15 protein-coding genes are annotated in these 17,808 nt (G+C 39.6%); 6 read left to right on the top strand and 9 right to left on the bottom strand.

Going from position 1 to position 17,808, the window contains the following annotated elements:
• Positions 1-109: 109 nt before the first annotated feature.
• Entirely contained in the window at positions 110-1,018 is a 909-nt protein-coding gene (locus B4N43_RS18790) for a DUF6268 family outer membrane beta-barrel protein (protein ID WP_075991392.1), read from the top strand.
• Here the strand turns inward: B4N43_RS18790 and B4N43_RS18785 are convergent, their stop codons facing one another.
• The 3 genes from B4N43_RS18785 to B4N43_RS18775 form a co-directional block, all read right to left on the bottom strand.
• On the bottom strand, positions 1,019-1,747 hold the full coding sequence (locus B4N43_RS18785) for a LytR/AlgR family response regulator transcription factor (RefSeq protein WP_198386042.1): 729 nt from the start codon (positions 1,745-1,747) through the stop codon (positions 1,019-1,021). It lies immediately after the preceding gene.
• Between the two features lie 9 nt (positions 1,748-1,756).
• Complete coding sequence (locus B4N43_RS18780; protein ID WP_232475693.1) at positions 1,757-2,662, bottom strand: sensor histidine kinase; 906 nt, start codon at positions 2,660-2,662, stop codon at positions 1,757-1,759.
• 204 nt (positions 2,663-2,866) lie between these two features.
• A complete protein-coding gene (locus B4N43_RS18775; protein ID WP_088160512.1) occupies positions 2,867-3,463 on the bottom strand; it encodes a porin family protein in 597 nt (198 codons plus the stop codon).
• A 251-nt stretch (positions 3,464-3,714) separates the two neighbouring features.
• Between B4N43_RS18775 and B4N43_RS18770 the strand changes: the two genes are divergently transcribed.
• Positions 3,715-4,650, top strand: coding sequence for a hypothetical protein (locus B4N43_RS18770; protein WP_088160514.1), 936 nt, complete (start codon positions 3,715-3,717; stop codon positions 4,648-4,650).
• Between the two features lie 123 nt (positions 4,651-4,773).
• Here the strand turns inward: B4N43_RS18770 and B4N43_RS18765 are convergent, their stop codons facing one another.
• On the bottom strand, positions 4,774-6,540 hold the full coding sequence (locus B4N43_RS18765; RefSeq protein WP_088160515.1) for a hypothetical protein: 1,767 nt from the start codon (positions 6,538-6,540) through the stop codon (positions 4,774-4,776).
• Between the two features lie 301 nt (positions 6,541-6,841).
• Here B4N43_RS18765 and B4N43_RS18760 point away from each other — a divergent pair, with 301 nt between their 5' ends.
• From B4N43_RS18760 to B4N43_RS18745, 4 genes are all read left to right on the top strand, one after another.
• Positions 6,842-7,396, top strand: a complete 555-nt coding sequence (locus tag B4N43_RS18760) for a hypothetical protein (protein ID WP_145327723.1) — start codon at positions 6,842-6,844, stop codon at positions 7,394-7,396.
• 361 nt (positions 7,397-7,757) lie between these two features.
• Complete coding sequence (locus tag B4N43_RS18755) at positions 7,758-8,648, top strand: DUF6694 family lipoprotein (protein WP_075991402.1); 891 nt, start codon at positions 7,758-7,760, stop codon at positions 8,646-8,648.
• Positions 8,649-8,800: 152 nt separating this feature from the next.
• Complete coding sequence (locus tag B4N43_RS18750) at positions 8,801-9,607, top strand: helix-turn-helix domain-containing protein (RefSeq protein WP_088160517.1); 807 nt, start codon at positions 8,801-8,803, stop codon at positions 9,605-9,607.
• 151 nt (positions 9,608-9,758) lie between these two features.
• Positions 9,759-10,544, top strand: coding sequence for a hypothetical protein (locus B4N43_RS18745; protein ID WP_075991404.1), 786 nt, complete (start codon positions 9,759-9,761; stop codon positions 10,542-10,544).
• A gap of 167 nt (positions 10,545-10,711) precedes the next feature.
• On the opposite strand, the gene B4N43_RS18740 is transcribed toward B4N43_RS18745, so the two are convergent.
• The 5 genes from B4N43_RS18740 to B4N43_RS18720 form a co-directional block, all read right to left on the bottom strand.
• Positions 10,712-12,211: a SusD/RagB family nutrient-binding outer membrane lipoprotein gene (locus tag B4N43_RS18740; protein WP_286735848.1), complete on the bottom strand. Its 1,500-nt coding sequence runs from the start codon at positions 12,209-12,211 to the stop codon at positions 10,712-10,714.
• 10 nt (positions 12,212-12,221) lie between these two features.
• Positions 12,222-15,578, bottom strand: coding sequence for a SusC/RagA family TonB-linked outer membrane protein (locus B4N43_RS18735; RefSeq protein ID WP_075991406.1), 3,357 nt, complete (start codon positions 15,576-15,578; stop codon positions 12,222-12,224).
• A gap of 25 nt (positions 15,579-15,603) precedes the next feature.
• Entirely contained in the window at positions 15,604-16,629 is a 1,026-nt protein-coding gene (locus B4N43_RS18730) for a FecR family protein (protein WP_088160518.1), read from the bottom strand.
• Between the two features lie 42 nt (positions 16,630-16,671).
• Positions 16,672-17,202, bottom strand: a complete 531-nt coding sequence (locus B4N43_RS18725; protein ID WP_075991408.1) for a sigma-70 family RNA polymerase sigma factor — start codon at positions 17,200-17,202, stop codon at positions 16,672-16,674.
• Between the two features lie 79 nt (positions 17,203-17,281).
• A complete protein-coding gene (locus B4N43_RS18720) occupies positions 17,282-17,647 on the bottom strand; it encodes a hypothetical protein (protein ID WP_075991409.1) in 366 nt (121 codons plus the stop codon).
• Between the last annotated feature and the right edge of the window lie 161 nt (positions 17,648-17,808).

Genomic DNA, 17,808 nt, shown 5'->3' with positions numbered 1-17,808 from the left:
TATAAATTTTTTGACATCGCGATAAATTTGCATTTGGTCAACGTATACATGCACTATATCAAAAAGATTGGTGCTTGATCCGTCCAAAAGCTTCCTTTGTTGAAAAAACATGAGGAAACAAGTATTATGTGCAGTTATACTCAGCGGTTTTACTACGCTGGCTGCACATGCTCAAAATGCAGTATCGGGACAGGTTGCTGTGGATTATGTCCCACTATCAAATTATATTCGCCCTGAAGATAGTGTTAAGACAGGTTCAAAGAGCGATTTTAGGAGAATACAGTTTAACCTGGAAGTTCCATTATCTACCAAAATAGATTCTTCTGGCAATATAAAACGCTGGTCCTGGAAGATAGGGGCAGCTTATGCAAAGATGGAAAATAGAGGGTACGAAGAGCCCTTATTCCCGACTGAAATGCTCAATGCTGAAATGGGACTTCAATACCTGACCTCATTAAGGAAAAATTGGTCTCTATTGACTTTTGCCTCCGTTGGGATTTATTCAGACCTCGTTAAAGTAAATGGTAAGGATGTACTGGGGCAGGGGGGAGTGCTTTTTATCAAAAAATTTAGACCGAATTTAGCTTTTGGTTTTGGCCCTGTGTTGAGCAATAGTTTTGGCGTGCCAATGATCTTACCTGGCTTGTATTTTGACTGGAAAACAAATGGAAAAGTGAAGTTCAATGTGAATTTCCCACAGGGTCTTTCCGCATCCTATCACCTCAATGAAATGGTTGATCTTCGTGCTGTCGTTAATCTAGATGGTATGACTGCAGAGCGAGAAAAAAATGGGAAATCTACTTTGGCCGGTTTTATGTTATTGACAGCTGGGCTTCAGCCTCAGTTCAATTTGGGCAAGAGCCTGAAGCTCCAGCTGACCGGCGGAAGCACACTTGCCAGATTGTATGTAGAAAATGATAGGTCGCTGAAAAGTTTATTCAAGAACAAAAGTCAGGCGGATCCCCGGTTTTCTCCAACCTTCTATACTTCCGTAGCACTTAAATGGAATATGCCTTAATCATCTGCTGAGGAGCTTCTTAAAAACAACATTTTGGAGAAGCTCCTCTCTTTTTGTACGCGATATCGGTAATTCTTGTTCCTGTATATATACTCTCCCTCCAGTAATAATATCAATGTGGTTTACATTGACTAGGTAGGATTTGTGAATACGAAAAAAATGGTTGCCGGGTAATGCCTCTTCCAAAGCTAACATGGTTTGATGGATTGTAATTGTACGCTCTTTAAAGTGAAGTTTTGTATAATTTTGCATACTTTCCGCGTACAGAATATCTGTCCAGGAGATTTTAACAAAAGCATCCCCTTGTCTTACAAATAACATATTGTCATTCGGACTACTTTCCTGTAAGGGTTTGTTCCGCTGTACAAAAAGCTGATAAGCTTTGGAGCTGGCCTGATAGAAACGCTGGAAAATTATAGGTTTGAGGAGGTAATCAACAGCTTGAAGTCTGAATCCTTCCAACGCATATTCTGAATAAGCTGTGATGAAGATGCATAAAGGCGGGTTGTCAAGGGAGTCTAAAAAGTCTATACCATTGAGGTAGGGCATATTAATATCTAAAAAAATAAGATCTATATCGCCCTGCTGTAACCTCGAAGTTGCAGCTAGTGCTGAAGGAAATGTTTCCACTAAATCCAAAAAATCGATCTGCTCGGTCATTTCGGCAATATGTTGGCGCAGCATAGGTTCATCGTCTACGATGATACATTTCATTTTAATTTCTTCCATTGTCAATAGTTAGCTGTTAAGATCGATGGTCAGTTGTATAGTAAAACTGTCGTCAAGTTTATGGATTGTTAACGAATAGTTGTTTTCATATTGCAGTTCCAGTCTTTTTTTTACATTTTCCAGCCCTATGCCCGAGTGTCCTGTCGAAGCTAATTGCGGACAGTCCTGATAACTATTACTGATGTTGAATTGAAGTTTTCCTTTTTCCTCAGCACAGGATAGCGCTATGCTCCCTTTTTGATTTGGAAGACGGTTTACGTGTTTAAATGCGTTTTCGACAAAACAGATGAGCATCAATGGTGCAATATATAAATCCTTTGAAGATTGATTCCATGAACAGCTTACATCCAGTTCGTTACCCCACCGCATTTTTTCTATGGCTATAAAATCCTGTAAATATTGCAGTTCGCGTGTTAAAAGTACGAGCGGTTGGTTGCATTCATAGAGCTGATACCTCAGAATGTCCGAAAATTTCAGAAGCAAATAATCGGCCATTTCCACATTCTTTTTCATGAGGATATGAATATGGTTCAAGACATTAAACATAAAATGAGGATTGACCTGATCCTGTAAAAATTTTACCTGACTTTCAAGAAAATTCTGCTGCAATTGACCATGGATACGTTGAATATCTGCATGTTCCTGATAAAATCTAATTCCGCAGGCCGTACCATTGATCAGTAGGGAAGATGGAATTGCTTGATAGAAATGAGTGAGTATTAGCTCTGTCCGTTCATGGTTAGCTATTCCTTCTTTGGTGAGAATGAAATAGAAATCTATACTTCCAATTAAAATAGCTAAAATAACTACAAAAAGCACTGCTTTTAGTACAAAAGGTTTCATTTGTTGAGCCTTGATCGCTCGCGGTAGAACCCGGTCGCTCAGCCACTGCGATACAATAATCGAAGAAGCCATGATTAGCGAGGTGTGCAGTAAAGCCTGGAGCGAATCGAACTCGCCTTTTATTTGAATCCATACAGCAAACCCAAGAACGAACCAAAAAGAAATGAGAAAAAGATGTTTATTTAAATAGTTTTTTTTGAACATATGACGATTTAAAAAAAATACCTTTGGAGCCTGATTCCTAGGTAGCTCCAAAGGTAAAACTTATTCATTGTTTTAGAAGATAAAGTAACCCAATCCAATAGAAAATGCCTGTGGTTTGGATTTAAAAGATTTATTAAGGTCAGAAAAACCGCGTTCATAACGAACATCGAGTGTAAATCGCTGAATATCGACTCCCAGACCGCCGGTAACTTGTAAGTTTGATTTGTCAAAATGTTTGATTCCTTGTTGTATTGCTTTTAGAGGCGGCAAGTTGTCGTTTAGCGTATAACTGTAAATTACACCAGCTATTACCCGGAAATTGATGTCCTGATTTTGGTAGATTTTGTAGCCTGCAACGACGGGGATATCAATCGCATTCCATTTGAGTTTGCTTTCGGTTTGCCCTTGCGGTTTAAGTGCTGCTTTTCGTTTATTGAAAAGAGCTTCACCCTGGATATAGGCTCTTCCAAGATTAACTCTTGCCATACCCCCTATGTGTAATCCTATGGCATATTTGTCATCTAAGTCTGCTAATTCGGTGTTGAGTTTGTTGAGACTACTTCCCCCTTTTATACCCAATTGAATGAAAGGTTGCTCCTGAGCAAACAGTTTTTTGCTAAACATCATGGCAAATAATACGATGCATGATAAAATTGCTTTGTTATTCATTTTATATTGTTTTGATTTGTTCAAAAGAACGAAAGATCAATTCCTTGGCAAAAAGAGTTTGACGAACGGCATTTTTGTAGTGACGAAAGTTAATATAGCGATGATTAGTCTGTCAAGATGTCTATTTATTTGTCAAGATTTCTGGCCTAAGCGTATTTTTTTTTGGGATTGATGGGGAAAGGTCTATTGTTTTTTTTAACTTACAAGATAGATTTTGTTTGGTAAATTGTGTTGTATAAATAATCGATTTCATGAAAAATCCATTGAAGCTAACGTTTTCCTTTTCTTATCTGGTATGGCCCTTTTGTCTGCTTATACTAACATCCTGTTCTAAAGAGGGACTTAATTCACAAGGAGGTCTAATAGATCCCGGTTTTAAAGCTGTCAACTTACAAACCGGAATCAAGGAAAATGTAATTCCGATCAAAGCGGATTTATGGTATGTATCCTATGTCAAAGATGCCCTTACAGGAGAAATATTGAAAGATTCCACTGGAAAAAAGCTCAAGTTGGAGCGTACGGGCTCGATTGGGGTTGACGGCGGGTGGCTACAGTTGGAAAAAACAATTAATAACGAGCTTAAATTGACCTTATTGGAAAATTTTAGTGATCAGCCTAGGAATTTTGCTATTGGCATATTATCAGCGGATAAAATGGATGAAGTGAATTTTATTCAAACTAGGGCTGACGGATATGAGTTGGTCAAAAAAGAAATCAAAGAAGTGAAAGAAAGCCGGAAAATCTATGTCAGTACCGAAGGGTGTACTGCGATGAATCTGGTAAATAGCTCAAATAGAGAGCGAAAAGTCGATATCACTGCCATTTTTAAGGACGTAAAGTATAGTTCCGAATTCATAAGTGACAGCTACGGCGCTTTTGACTGGCTCAATAAAACAGACTCTACGATCTTCATGGATGAATTAATGGTAAATGGTGGAGTTCGCTGGCAAGGTAAAGTTCCTTACAGCAAAGGCAAAACTTTTGAAAATTATATTAAATCTGGAGATAAACAAGAACTGCTGCTCAAGCCCAATGCCCAGATAACCGCGAGAGGTGAATTCAAATACCTCGAAAGAACTTGCAATTATATCTTCACGATCAAGAATAAAACATCCGGACACGAATTCCAAGTGAAGGGTACCTGGAAGCAAAAGGTTCCGCTGACCCCACGGACTATTTTGCAATAAGATTATTTATGAGGTTTTAAGCATAACAACAATATAATGACCTTTTTGTAATTCTCGGTAAATATAAAAGCCACATCATCTGATGTGGCTTTTTTGTGTTCTGCTTAATGGCTATACAATGTCTTATTTGACTTGTGTAATTGTTCCGTTAGTAACGCTTCCCCAATTTGTAAGACTTCCATAAACAATTAATTTGGACTTACTGTTGGCAAATTCTACCTTTCCGCTACCATTAATAGTCAAGTTACCGTATACGACAACTTCACCGTCAATAACCATCTTACCATTGATAAATGAAGTGGATTTTGATCCGACAGTTCCCTGAGAAAGTGAACCTGTTACACTCAAGATACCGCTTCCGTTTACGGTAAAAGTTCCACCAATAACACCTGAGCCCACCAAATTCATTGTTGAATTGACGTTAATGTTTTGCTTCAAAGCGATTGAACCATACATATTGAATACACCGCTGTTGATGTTAACAGAATTTCCATTGATATTAAGTGTGCCACACCAGTTAAAATTCCGGTTGATATTGACATTTGAGGCAAATGTTTTTGTATCTGAGTAGCTCGCTTCATTATTGACATTCAGGTCTCCTTGTGTACTGCCTGTGAAAGCTGGATAAGTACCATTACAGCTTGGAGTTGTTGGTTTCAGATCGATGAGTTTAAGAATTTTTAAGCCACCTTTTCCCGTTGCTACAAAAACATAGTTATCTCTACTGATCACAAAATTACTTGAACTGTTGTCAATCGCATTGAAACTTGCACTACCGATATAGTTAAAGTTGTTTTGTGTATCAAATTGATAGGCTGCGATACCAGCACCACCGTTGGCAACAAATACACGTTTGTCGTTTGTAGATACAGCATTGGTCACAATATCTTCCGGATCCATGTTGCTGTCATCAGGACTTACTGGAATACTAATGCGTTTATCTAGAGCTCCTGTATTTATATTATAAATACCCAAGCCCTGAGCGCCTTCAGAAGCTAAAAGATAACTGCTGTAAAAATCGATAGTACGCTTTGCTGAACTTGGATTTTGACTCACATTGATTGTTTTAACCGGATCAAGATTATTGGATACAACTTTTATCCCCTGTGTTCCTGAAAGCACATACACTTGATTCTGGTATGTTCTTACAGATAGGAGATCCGCAATAGTTACCGATTTTTCGATAGCACCCGAAGATTTATTGATTTTAGAAATAGCACCCGCATTACCTGAAACAGCATACTGGCTTTCGTTGTTAAAAGTAACATCTGTTGCCACATAGCTTGGCAGACCTGTATAACGATAAGCATCGGTAGGTAATCCATTCTGAAGTGGTAAAACAATAAGAACTGCAGGTGAGGTCATTTTTGCCAATACACCTTCATCTGCTGCTCCAGCTAAGAGTAGGCTATTGCCATCAACTGCCAATGAGCTAATGTCGATATTCGGCAATTTAGCATTTACGATAAGACGTGGGTTATTAATATCTGAAATGTCGATGACATCGACACCACCAAGATAGCGATCGCCTTCGGTATTGTAACTTACATAAGCGTAGTTGCCCGAAACAGCAACATGGGTTGCCCGAAGCTTATTGCCTTCATAATCCGGAGGAGCGACTTGTGCGACCAAAGCTAATGAGAAGTCTGGGTTTTGAGTGGCAGTTACTGTCGAACCATTGGCTGCGCGCTTACCGGATGCTAAAAGATTAGATAACGGCAATAAACCAGCATTTTGATGATCTAAACGTGCATTCAATTGACTTGCATTATTGTCGATAACAACAGATTGATTATTTTTAGGGTCATCAATGGTATCATTGTTTTTGTTACAGCTAATAATAGTAGTCAAACTCAATGCTAAAAGTGGCAGGTAAAATTTCTGTTTCATAATATTATATATCTATCACAAAAGTAAACCAAAAATCTTGTAGTTAAGTTTTGTTGCGGTTAATTTTTATAAAGCTGTAGTTGTTTTACTACTACATTTTATGTTGTATAAACTTCGGCTGAACACAAATTTTCCCATTGCATGTTCAACTAAGTTTAGCATCTGTAACGCTCGCAACAGCTCCCTTTCAGCTGTGTAATGGGGTGCTTAAGAAATGTGGTTTTCTCTTCGACTAGATTATGAAATGAAATTGATAATTTTGAAAATAGTTAAACCATTCAAAAGCCTGTAAATTATTTGTATGCAAAGAATAATATATTTTACCGTTGGATGCCTACTTTTCAGTGCTATTTATCTGCAAGGTTGCATGAATAGTGGAAGTACCATAGAACGGCGGAGAAAAGAATCCTCGGTCCCGATACCATCTAATTTTGATTCACTGGAGTATTATTTTGTGGATATTGATTTATTTAAAATAGGTGAATTGGAGGACAAAAAGAATAAATCTGAGAAAGAGCGTCTTTTGTTATCAGTACTGGAAGATGATAAGTTGGATCTTTCCCTTTTATCTCATTTGAAGAATATAGGCTATGTTAGAGGCTCACTGGATCAATCTCTCTATCGTGCTGTCGACTCACTATTTTTCTTAAAAACAAGAACAGATCATGTCGACACCTCTTGTATTTATGAATTTCGAGATATCCTTGTGTTCTATAAAAATAAGCAATGCATTGGGATCGCTAAGATCTGTTTTGATTGTAAAGCTATGGTTTCATGGAGCGAAAAACCAAATTTCGCAGGTTTCGGTGATTGGGAAGATTACGATAAATTGCATCTTTTACTCAGGGGGAAATAAAATTTCACCTTTCGAATTCCTTTATTTTCAGATTGTTCTAAGGTGTTTGGCCAAAATACCTAGTACAAATATCGCTGAGTCAGCGGGCTGTTATCAATAGCGACAGTTGGAAAGTGTCAGTTGGGGGCTATCTTGTGAAATGTAGCTTTTTGTGTTGAATTAATTTTTAAGATAACGTTTTTTGTATATTTTTAACAGCTCATAAAAAAACTGAATGTTAAATTCTGCGTTCTTATGTTCAGCTTGAACGATATGATGGAATTAGCAGTAAGAGGACGTTCAATTGATTTAAGAACAGCGTTACCTAAGCATTAGCTTTATGCAAGCTTAGCCGATATCTTGTATACTAAAACTATTTAAAATGAAACAATGCATAAAAATCGCACTGATCGGACTATTCTTGACATTATCTATAAGCTCTTGTAGCGAAAGACTAAGTGGAAAGGACGAGTCGTCCTTTGACAGTTCCCGTAAAAAGGTAGAAGCAAAGCTGAATGACAAAGAAAAAGCGAACTTGGAAAAGGCCTTGCGAGTGGCACTATCCGAAGCGATGTGGCTCAAAATGAACGAACCTCAAAAATATAATGAGGAATCAATAAATCGTATTTCGTTGGGTATGATCGATGGAAAATCTTACGGTGCAGTATTGGACCTGGCCGATGACATCCTTCAAAAACAACAGGAAAGGAAAATAGCTCATCTTCAAAATGAGATCGATAGTCTACAAAAACATAAAACTGAATTTGAACAGGTAAAGAAAGAGCTGGCTGTTTTTCAGTTGGAACCGATTGAACTGGGACTCGAAGATTTCTTTGGCGAACCTGTTCCCAGAATTATAGTGACTATGAAGTATATGGGTAAAAAGCCGCTAAAAGGAAGTCAGGGCTTTTCGTATGTGCTGAAAAAACGTTCTTCACAAACTATTATCAGTAATGAGCAGGCTGTTTTTGGCGAATCTGACAGTGTGCTCCAGCCAGGTGAGTTTCGTGTCAATACGATAGTCTTCAATCAGCAAAAAAAAGATTATCCTAAACTCTGGAGCTTTCCTCGCTATCCCGTCAAAGGAATCAATCTGACAGATTACGATCTGGAATTAGTTGTGACGACGCAATCGATCAAATCGAATGACCGGGAGACAGTTCTTCCTGAAGGTAGTATAGCATTGATTGATGAAAACTTAAAAAAATTAGAAAAGGAAATTACTGAAGTAAAGAAAGAGAAAATTAGCCTTGACGATTTGGAATTGACGTAATTTGAGTAGAGTACGTAAAATCTTTTTTTCAAATCGCTGCCCAATTTCCCGTTTAATACATTTGTCGATCCTATTTTCGTAAAAATGTCCCTGAATTAAAAAAGGGACATGAATTACAGTCTTATTTTTGAGGAAAGTACCATTTTAAAAGCATGAAATTAGACTTTTATAAGCCGATTAACGAAACATTAAGAAAATACATTAAAGGATATTATTTCATTACTAAAAATCAAGATAGTGGGCCTATTAAGTATTGGACTTTTCCAAATAACTACTGTATTTTAACAGTGAATCAGCAGTTTGAGGTGGAAGATAAAGGGGACCTCGTCACGATAAGTTCTTCTGAAACAAATAATATTATGACTTGCGTTGTCTCTAGGTATACCAAACCGATGCAGATTTTCTATAAGGAACTTGTTGATGAATTGACTATTTATTTTCATCCCTTAGGCATCAATCATTTCATTGAAGATCCTGCAAAGCTCTTTATAAGGAAAACACAGATTGATATAAATTTTTTGGATGGATTTAATGATAAAATGAGGACACTCTTTTCTTTGGATAGAACGTCTCAAATTATTGAACTAGAGTCTTACTTATTGTCTAAACTCAAAGCGGATAAAGATCTTACGATCTTTAGACAAATGCTGACAGATCTCGAAAACGAACTTACGGTCGATCAATTAGCTAAGAAGTATCATTTCTCCCGACAGTATATTAACAGATTATTTTTGCGGAATTTAGGTAAATCCCCCTCTGAATACAAAAAAATACATCGTTTTAGACAGGCCTTGAAAATGCAACATAAATCCAAGCGATTTTCACTTTTGTTAAATACAGGGTTTTACGATCAATCGCATTATATTAAGGACTTCAAGGCATTTACAGCTTTAAACCCGAATAGCTTTTTTAAAGATGTTGATGTGAATAAAGAAAATGTTTGGCTAATTGTAGAGTAGTTTCCATTTTTACAATTTTACTCTTTTCTAAAACCATAAATTTGATGATCAGATGTGCATCATCTGTTTTCACTTTAATTTAACCTCGTATTCCCACAACATGAACTGGAAGACACTACATCTTTATCTGTATACATTTTGCCGGTATTTTATGGCAACTGTAATCATTTCGTACGCTGCCGCTAAGCTCCTGGAAACACAATTTACCTCACAACCCAGCGTGTTTGATAAACCGCTTTCAGCGCTTTCAGGATTCGAATTGACATGGTATTATTTTGGCTATTCCAAATGGTACGGCAATGCAATTGCTGTTGCGCAGCTTATCAGCGCGCTATTGCTCTTTTTTCGCAAAACTGCCAGAATCGGTGTGATCCTTTTTCTGACCTTTATCGTCAATATTTTATTGATGGATTTTGCCTTTGACATTCAGGGTGCAAAAGGTATGGCAACCGTTCTTACCTTAATGGCTGTTTTCGTGCTTTTATCAGATTATAAAGCTTTTTATGCCTTTTTTATTGACAGCGCCCCTTTATTTACCGATGCAGATAGACCTAATTGGTTCAATAAAGTCAGTAAAATTAAATTCATCTATATTCCATTGGCAGCGATTGGAATTGTTACATTATTGGCGGTATTGAAAAACAAGTACCTCGCGAAAGATGAATTGTATGGAGCCTGGGAACATGCGATTACGAAGGAAAGATTATATTTTGAGGCAGCCCAGCATTTTCAGTCAAAATTACCCTGTTCGGTAAAAAATGCAACTGACGGATCTTATCGTGTTTCAGCGGACTCATTGTTGTTTTACCCTCCAAAGGGGAATGATGACTTGGGGAAAGACAGCTTAATTTATTACTCCGGAAAATTTTCCATCAGCGGTAATGAGTTGAAAATTATACAGCACAATAAAACGGAACTATTTAAGAGGATCCGATAGTATCGTTTGACTTATATTGTATTGGTATGACCTGACAACCATGCGAATTGGAGATGAGAAGAAATAAGTAGGGCCCTGATATTAATATCAGGGCCCTACTTATTAGCACTTCTTTGAATGATTGTGAACAGCTTTGTCTGTCTATAATCTCGGCTAAAAAAGTGCAGTTACTTCTTGTCCCACCAGACTTTGGATAGGAACGAGTCACCATTTGTCAAGCGTGCTGCAGCCTCTTTTAAATTTGCTGCGTTTAACTCAGCCTCTTCACTGGAATAAATAGCTCTACGCGGTATTTGTCCGTTGGTGGAACCTGGGTTAGGACCGGGGGTTAATCGAGGATATCCTGTACGTCGCCATTCGGCAAAGGCTTCCATGTCCCGGCCAAATAGGTGAATCCATTTTTGTGTCGCTATTTTCTCCATTTTCTGTTCGTCAGTCAAGCCGCTTAGATTGAGCACAGGTTCGTATGCAGAGGGGATTGCCGTCATATTGTATGGCGGAAGTGCCAGCGCAGCTTTGACCCCTTCTGTAAAGAACGTTTGGGTATTTGCAGGTGTAGCACCCCAGCCAAGAAGTGCAGCTTCGGCTTTGTAAAAACAGATATCCGAATAGGTAAAGGCATAGCTTGGGATCGGTGCAAATGAAAGGCTGAACCAAGTAGACTTATTCGCCGTTGAATAGTTGGCACGAATTAATTGTGACAGTTGGTTATCGGTCAACGAAACCCCAATACCTTGATAGGTTGCGACTCCATTGCTAATGACCGGTTCGGCAAGTAAAGGAAGCCTTGGATCATTGTATTCTTTGAGTTTTTCAACCAGGGTATTAGCCAAATAACGTAGATCGGCACTTCCGGTAGTCATTTGACGTAAAATCGGGTTCTGGTTTTCAGCTTGAGCATCGTTGTAGGTCGGTACTGCGGCATTATCACTGTTGCTGGAGAATAGACCTATAGCAGAAGTCATGGCTTCGGTAACCGTTTTCTGTGCCAAAGAAGGATTAGCGTACCGCATGCGCATGCCGAGCTTTAATTTGAGCGAATTGCCAAATTTTTTCCATTTATCGATACTGCCTTTGTAAAAGAAATCTGAAGAGCCGTAAGAGAGGTCTCCGCTCGTAAGCCTTGCTATAGCTGCATCGACTTTTTGAACCAGTGCCGGATAGATCTCTTCTTGTTTGTCAAATTTGGGGGTACGGTTAATTTCCTTATTGGATTTTGTGATCTCGGAGTAGGGGATGTCACCAAACAAGTCTGTAAGGCGCTGATAGAGGTATGCTTCATAAAGCTCGGCAATAGCCAGTTTACTTCTTCCTTCTGCATTGTCTTCCTTGCCGCTTAATTCCTGTTTGATCTGAACGATATTGCGGAGCAAGGTGTAGTGCTGCGACCAAATAAGATTTTCGGGTCCTTCAAAATATCGAGAAACAGGCACTACCGGTCCCCCGGCCCAATGTTGGATCCAAGAGCCGAACTTGTTGTTGGGTAGTTCCCCAGATTCCTGAAAAGTGCCATCACGTAGAATGCGGGCTATGAGTAAGGAAGGGTCTACAGTGGTGACCGATGTCGGCGGCGTATTGATCCGTTCGAAATCCTTGGTACATGAACCTAATCCTGCCACAGAAATAAGTCCGACGATGAATGTATTTTTAAATAGTTTCTTTTTCATGATAAAGGGTTTACAGACCAACAGTGAGATTAATACCGAATGTGCGCATCATTGGAAGTGAAGTTGATTCAATACCAATCGAGCTATTGTTTACATTGAAAGCAGAAGCTTCTGGTGAAAATCCATCAGTTTTCCGTTGAAAATAAAATAGATTCCGCCCATAGACGCCCAATTTTAGGGAGTTAACAAGTTTATGTGGCATCAGCTTTTTAGGGAAAGAATAGGAGAGACTGATTTCGCGCATGGCAATATAACTCATATCATTGATCATTTCTTCGGATACCATGACTTCTTTGTCACTCGCAACAATGTTCCAGTAATCTTGTGCGGCAACCTGCTTGCTGTTTTTTGTTCCTGTACTTGTCCAGTTCCCTGATCCATCTTTTTGTCCGACCATCCCTTCGGCAACGTAGGTGCCATCACGGCCTTCCAAGGTCTTTTTAGAAGTACCATAAATGATCTGCTCACGATTGGATTGGGAGAAGATCACGCCGCCCTGACGGATATCGACAAGTGCGTAGAGGTTGAAACCTTTATATTTAAAGGTATTGGCAAAACCACCCAGCCAGTCGGGTTGCGCATTTCCAAGATCGGTTTCTACACGTCCGGCTGTGCGCAAAGGGAGTCCAGTGGTAGGGTCGATCAACCTATTTCCCTGATCATCTTTGATCCATGCAAACTGTGTCCCAATTAGCTGGCCAAATGGTTTTCCGACCTCCGCAACAACATTTATCCCGCGGTCTGTAGCGAGTAAAAAGCTTTCTACACCGGGATAGAGTGATTCAACTTTATTTCTGTTGCGGTTGTAATTGAAGGTTGTATTCCATTCAAAACCCGATTCGCTTTTGATTGGTGTTGCTCCCAATACAAATTCAATACCTCTGTTGCTAATTTCTCCAGCGTTGATCCTGTTCTTTACATAGAGACTGGAAGGGGCGATTGGTACGTCCAAAATCTGATTCTTTGTCTTGGCTTGATAGTAGGTAAAGGAGAACGAAAGTCTGTTTTTTAGAAATCTCAGGTCTGCCCCAGCTTCGATCGACGTGGTCAATTCGTTTTTCAAATTCGGATCAGGAATAATTTCTGTATAAGAAGCCATCGGTACACCACCATGGGTATACTGGTTGAGACTATAAGCTCCTGTCAGTTGATATGGGTTTCCTGAACTACCGGCCTGGGCCCATGAAGCTCTGATTTTGGCGAAAGACAGTGCATCAGATTGCCATTTGAAGGCATCCGATAAGACTAAACTGGAACTTACACTCGGGTAGAAAAACGAATTGTTTTCCTTTGACAGGGTAGAAGACCAGTCGTTACGGGCAGAGAAATCAACAAACCAATAGTCTTTGTAACTGAACTGGCCCGATAGATAAGCCGAATTAATCTTGGACTCGATCAGGTCAAATATGTAACTATTTGTCGTGGTGTTATTGATTACAAAGAGATTCGGAACAATAAATTGATTGCCTGAATTTCCTGTCATACGCAAATACCGGCTTTGATGGCTGGCCCCTAAGTTGGCACTGAGTTTAATGTCATCGGTCAATTTGAAGTTGGAGCTAGCGAGGACGTCAAAATTGTCTTCGCGGGCTCTGATGACCTCTTCGCGAATATCACCCTTTCGGTTCAAGCTTTGGTAGGTGTTTATAGGACGGTAGCGAAACCGTTGATCGGTATAGAAGTCCGTACCCCCGGTCGCTGTGACCTTAAGCCAAGGAGCAAAGTCGTAGCTCAGACGGAGTAACCCTATGATGCGGTCCCGACGATCTTCATTGTGGTTTTCATGAATGGTCCAAAAGGGGTTGGCTGTGGAACTATTGGTGGCATAGGTTTTCTCCAATCCTTCCGTCAATCCCGAAAATCCGAGCTGTCTGCTGATCTCCTGTGCGGTCCATTTATACTGTGCCATGATGTCGTTGCCCAAGCTTCGCGGCTGGCTGATAAATAGGTAGGCAGGATTGTCTGCCGCATCGGCCAGTGTTGGCCGGTTTTGCCCCTTTTGTGCGATATAGTTCGCCTTGATGTCAATGTGAAATTTATCGGTTATTTTGGCTTGTGTGCGCAGACCGAAATTGTTTCTCTTCAGCGTATTGGTTGGGATATAACCCTTTACATCTGTATTGGCAAATGAAAAACGGTAGTTTACTTTGTCGGTTCCGCCATCTATACTAAGGTTGTTGACAAACTGTTTCTCCGTTTGAAAAAACGACGAGTAGGTATCTGGTTTCGGTGTTAACTGTAAGATGTTGCCATAAGCATCTTCATAAGTCTGGCCTTCCATTTTTGCACCCCAGCTTGCTCGTGTCGTACGGTCACGTCCGGCGCTCATTTTAGGCATACCACTGTAACCATTTTTCAGCGCTTCACTCATAGAAACAATGGTGCCGTCATCTTTTCTGAAATGTGTAAATGTTCCGTTCAATCCTTGTCCATAGGCATTTTGAAAATCCGGTAAGACCAGCCCATTGCCCAATGAAAAATCTGTACCATAGCTAAAACGGGTCTTACCAGCTTTACCAGATTTAGTTGTGATCAAGATAACTCCGTTACTTCCTCTTTGTCCATAAAGTGCGGCCGCATTCGGGCCTTTTAATACCGACATCGTTTCGATGTCTTCGGGATTGATGTTTCCGATTCCGTCGCCATAATCTGTTCCCCCAGATTGGTTTGGAGATGAAATGTTTTGATTATCAATCGGTACTCCATCAACAACATAGAGCGGCTGGCTATTACCGATAAGTGAGTTGTTACCACGTATCACGACCTTGGATGAACCTCCGGCACCGGATGCGGCGCGGCTTACCTGCACGCCGGCAACTTTACCCGATAAGGCATTCGCCACATTGGTTTCCTTACCCTGCGTCAGCTCGTCGCCTTTGAGTTCAGCGACCGTATAACCGAGCGCTTTTTTTTCGCGTTTGATACCAAGCGCTGTAACGACAACCTCCTGTAGGTTTTGCGCACTCGATTCCAAACTGATATTGATCGCTAGCTTGTCCCTGTCTGTAATGGTGTAATCCAACAGTTCTCTGCTTTTAAAACCGATAGACGATACGCTGATCTGGTAGCCCTGTCCAGCAGGAATCTGGTCGAGTGAAAAAGTTCCGTCAGGCCTGCTGGTTGTTGTTTTTTTCATTCCGCTCGTCGCATTACGTATGGTAACCGTCGCCGAGGGGATGGGCTTTCCTGTTTCATCTTTGATTACTCCGTTAATGGTCGCATTTTGTTGGGCATTAGCGAGAAGATAGCTTGTTGACAAAAGCCCCATGAGGCCAAGACGCAGTGCCCAGTTTACGTCGGCTCGAATGTTGGATCTCAACAATAGCATAGTCAGGATACTATGCTTGGAAGGTAAATAATTGTGCATAATTTGTGGGTTATGTGAGTGAATGTTATTCGGTTTGTACATGAATGGTTATTTTATGGAGTGCTTGGATATCAGCTAACATGTTGACGTATGCAGATGCTGTATTTTTATACGTTCCACTATAATATTTATTTTGTATATCTTTAGGTTCAACGCTTAGTTTAAGGCCATAATTATGACTGATGATGTGAAGTACATCTTGCAATGGGAGGTTTTTAAAGATCAGTTGTCCGCTAGTTTTTAAGTAAGATCCCCTTTTGCTGGATTGAGAAGTATTGACTCGGGTTTCGGCAATGATCTGTTGTAGCTTGCTATCAATGCTGATTTCTTCGTTGGGTTGAAACTGTAGATTTAAGGCCTGTTTATTTTCAGAATGCTGATTGCTTTTGACTTCAATACGGCCTTCATAGAGTTTTATTTTCGTAATCGCGCTACCACCTTCTTCCACACTGAAAACAGTGCCAAGTGCGGTTGTTGTCAAATCGGCCGTATGAACGCGAAAAGGCTTTGTCTTATCCTTTGCTACCGTAAATTTGGCTTTACCTTTTAATTGGATTTCCCGCGCGCTAATAGTTGTGAAATCTGAACTGAATTTTACTTCAGAATTGGGGTATAGGTCGATAGTAGAACCGTCTGGAACTGCAATTTGTTGAATGGTATTACCTGAATTGATATAATATAAATTACTTGGTTGCTCTTGTGGTGTGGGCTGGACTTTCTTTGCGCTACGATATGCGGTGTTATATTTAGAAGAATCGATCTGGTTTAATCCCAGCCAAGCTCCGATTCCAATGAAGAAGATAATAGCCGCATATTTTAACCAGTTGAAACGATCCTTATTTTTTTGCCCTATTTGTTTGAAAATATGCCCTTTTATTTCCTTTTGGTTTTTAAAATCCGAATCCATCTCATATGCTTGCCATTCCGTTTCCGGCATAAAATCCTCCCAATAAAACTCGTTATTGGCCAGCGCATTTTCTACTGCGGCAATTTCTTCCGCACTGGCTTTACCGCTTAGGTATTTGTCGATGAGTGTTTTTGTAATCTTCATGTATAAAGATTACGATTGAAAATGAGGTACCCCCCAAAGAAATTAAAAAATAATTTGCATCAGCATACCGAACAGTAAAGCCTTTCGAATGGTTTTTAGTGCTAGTGTCAATTGGTTTTCCACAGTTTTCGTTGATATGGCCAGCTTGTCCGCAATTTCCTTATGCGAAAGATTAGAAAATCGGCTTAGCATAAAAATCTCCTTGCGTTTCTCCGGTAGTTTATCGACAATTTCATGGAGTGTGGAGGTAAGTTGTTTGGCATAAAAATCATCCTGAGGGCTATGGCGTAAGACAAATGTTTGATCGTGATCCAAAAGTTTCTTACGGTTATACTCTGCCTTGACCAGATCGATCACCACTGTTCGGGTGATACAGAAAATCTGGGATTCTATGGTGGCATCGATATTTTTGTCACTCATATTTTTCCAGAGTTTGATAAATACACGCTGTACGGTTTCTTCGGCTAGATAAGAAGATTTGGTTTTATGGATTGCATATTGGTATACTTTGGAACTCCATAGGTCAAAATATTCCTCGAATCTTCGAACGATAAGCGCATAATTGATTTCCATAGTGTAGGCTTGGAATAAATGAATTTAGCGATAATGCGCTTTTGCTCCAAGTTTTTTTAAAAATATTTTGTCTCCTTTCTTAGTGGATGAGATTTGTTTTCTGAATGATCTTCGATGTATGGTTATAGACTCTCAATTGGATATTAGTTCCTTGATCGGATTGATTTAGGAATACGATGTTCCCTTTCTGGTTGACATTCAGTGTGTATGTTTTGTCCTTCTCCATCTCAATCTCCTCTGATTCATTCAAAATTTTTAGCCGACCGGTCGAGCTTTTTTTAGTCTCAATGGAAAATGGACTGGCATCTTCGGTTGAGATGGCTAAGGAACTATGTGCGGGGATTGATGTATTGATATACAAAGAACCTTTTTCTTTTTTTCCTATCCGCTGAACGGTGCAAGACTGGAGGGCAATAAAAAATAGAAAGACGGAAAATAATTTCATAAATAAGGCTGTTTTTTTTATATGGGATCTAATCATGCATTATACCGGAGGTTTTTCCCACTAGATTGGAGTTAGATTACTCCAATGTGGAGGGAAAAACCAGTTATGGTCTTAAAAATACAAAAGATCATAATGACTTATTAATAGAAATGGGGTATTTA

Origin of the sequence: Sphingobacterium sp. UBA1897, from assembly GCF_002337775.1 — a bacterium.
Classification (GTDB): domain Bacteria; phylum Bacteroidota; class Bacteroidia; order Sphingobacteriales; family Sphingobacteriaceae; genus Sphingobacterium; species Sphingobacterium siyangense.
The sequence above is the reverse complement of the archived record's forward strand: the minus strand, read 5'-3'. Positions and strand labels throughout refer to the sequence as shown.